Origin of the sequence: Lysinibacillus sp. KU-BSD001 (assembly GCF_042920265.1) — a bacterium.
GTDB lineage: Bacteria > Bacillota > Bacilli > Bacillales_A > Planococcaceae > Lysinibacillus_B.
In genome coordinates this window covers 1-2,507 of sequence record NZ_JBDQZI010000030.1, presented here as the reverse complement: position 1 = coordinate 2,507, position 2,507 = coordinate 1, and the positions used below count along the sequence as shown (strand labels likewise).

Sequence of the window (2,507 nt, the reverse complement as noted above, 5' to 3'; positions counted from 1 at the left end):
TTGGTGCGACACGTTCCTAATTCAAATGAGATGTGGTTAACACAATCTCGGTAAAGGTTAGGCAATTTATGAATTAAATTGAAGGATATTATCAAGGAGTCGAATGATGAAGTAACGCTCTGAAAGGCTCCCCCTGCGTCGAATAGCACGCTATTTAGTAAGAAAAAGCGTGTTATAAGCTCGGCTAATAGGCGTGAGAATTTACCGTAACAGTTCGGCTGACGAAATCCTACTCGATGGAGTGGTGTAAATCATGGTGCTTGGGTTGAACAAATAGGGTGAGAATGTAACCAATAGGACAATAAGCCTTATTGCTGACGAACCTCTGAATGTACGGGTCTAGACTGGCAATACATAGAAATGTGTATACCACTAAATGTGGGGTTAGATATGGGTGAGTAAGAATCAACAATATAAAAATCCATCTTGTGTTACAGGCACATGCAATGCTAACAGGTTCATAGGAGGCACCTAAGTTTGTTCCATAATAGATAATATTCAACGTGGTAAGCTGATAACGTGGAGAGCTTACTCTCAATGAAGCGTTGGAAAGGAAAAGGATTGTGAGACTAGCGACTCTATAACTTTCCTTTATATCAGTGAAAGTGGTGGCACAGTACCGTTGAAGCGTGTAATGAACGTGGAGGGATGGCCACTAGACTAATATAAGATTTATTCACCATGCAAGGCAGTTCTTCAACGATTAATAAGGTTCTTGTGAGACTAATAGAGGTTCAGCTCCTAAAGGAGCCACCGACTTGTTAAAACGAAAGAAACTGAGACACAACGAGTATTATGATATGCAAAAACAATTTGATACGTTATATGCTCGCAGTGCTAATGGTCAAAATTTTTATGATTTACTAGATTTAATGCAATCGAGTGAAAACATTCGATTAGCGTACCGGAATATTAAGAAAAATACAGGTAGTAAAACAGCTGGATTTGATGGTCAAACAATTGAGGATATTAAGCAATTACCAATAGAAGAAGTTGTATCAACGATACAAAAGATGTTTGCACATTATTGTCCTCAAGCAGTCCGACGTGTCTTTATCCCGAAGGCAAATGGGAAAACACGACCGCTAGGTATCCCGACAATTTGGGATCGGTTATTTCAACAGTGTATTTTACAAGTATTAGAGCCAATTTGTGAAGCGAGATTTTACAAGCATAGCTATGGTTTTAGACCGAATCGCAGTACACATCATGCGAAGGCACGTTTTGAAACATTAATCAATCGAGCGTGCTTATATCATTGTGTAGACGTTGATATACAAGGGTTTTTCGACAATGTTAATCATGCGAAACTGCTAAAACAAATGTGGACAATGGGTATTCGTGATAAAGCTCTTCTTTCTATAATTTCACGTCTTTTAAAAGCAGAAATTGTTGGCGAAAGTTTTCCGACAAAAGGAACGCCACAGGGCGGAATCCTATCCCCACTACTATCAAACATTGTATTAAATGAACTTGATTGGTGGGTTAGTAATCAATGGGAGAACTTTGTAACGAAGAAAGCCTATAAAAACATCATAAGTAGGAATCAAGCATTAAAGAAGACAAACTTAAAGCATTGTTACATTGTGAGATACGCAGATGATTTTAAAATCATCTGTCGTACACGTTCTCAAGCAATACATATGTTTCATGCGGTGAAAGATTTTCTTTCTACACGATTGTACCTAGAAATTAGCGATGAGAAATCGAAAGTTGTAAACCTAAAGAAAAATTCTTCAGAGTTTCTGGGCTTCCGTATAAAAGCTCATTTCAAGAAAACAGCGAAGCGTACACTCTATGTTGCACGCTCACATATGACTAAGAAGGCACTAGACAATACACAGATAAAGTTGAAAAAAGCGGTAAAGGCGATACAGAAACATCAAACAATTGAAAATGTTTGGCGATATAATACCGTTGTCATGGGAATTCAAAACTATTACTCCGCAGCGTCACACATTATAGATGATTTAACTGAGCTGAACCACCGTATTCATAGAACGCTACACAATCGTTTAAAACGTATTAGAAAAGAAGCAACGTTTCAAGACCTCACAAAGTCATTACAGAAAAGGTATAACGGATATGAATGTAAGCTTTATAAAATTAAAAGTATGGCACTCGCTCCAATTCACGCTCAACGTTGCCGAATAAACCTAAATTTCTCACAAACGATCTGTAACTATACTACCGAAGGTAGAAGTAAAATTCATCATAGTTTAAAAGCTATTAATAGACAAACGCTTAACGCTGTGATGAAACAATTTATTCCTCAACGATCGATTGAATATAACGATAATCGTATTAGTCGATTTATCGCGCAATATGGAAAATGTGCAGTAACAGGGGTTGAACTAAGCTTCAACGATTGGCACTGTCATCATAAAACGCCTTATTATTTATCGCAAGATGATTCTTACGGTAATTTAATTGTCGTCCACGAATTAATTCATCGACTTATCCACCTCAAAGATCTTGAGAAAATAAAAGTACTTTTAAAAGTACTG

Annotated in this window: 1 protein-coding gene; it reads left to right on the top strand. The window is 37.3% G+C overall.

Annotation, left to right across the window (positions count from 1 at the left end; translation table 11 throughout):
* Positions 1–800: 800 nt before the first annotated feature.
* Positions 801–2,507, top strand: a 1,707-nt coding sequence (gene ltrA / locus AAGS61_RS20745) for a group II intron reverse transcriptase/maturase (RefSeq protein WP_391376591.1), incomplete at its 3' end; no start/stop codon positions are given.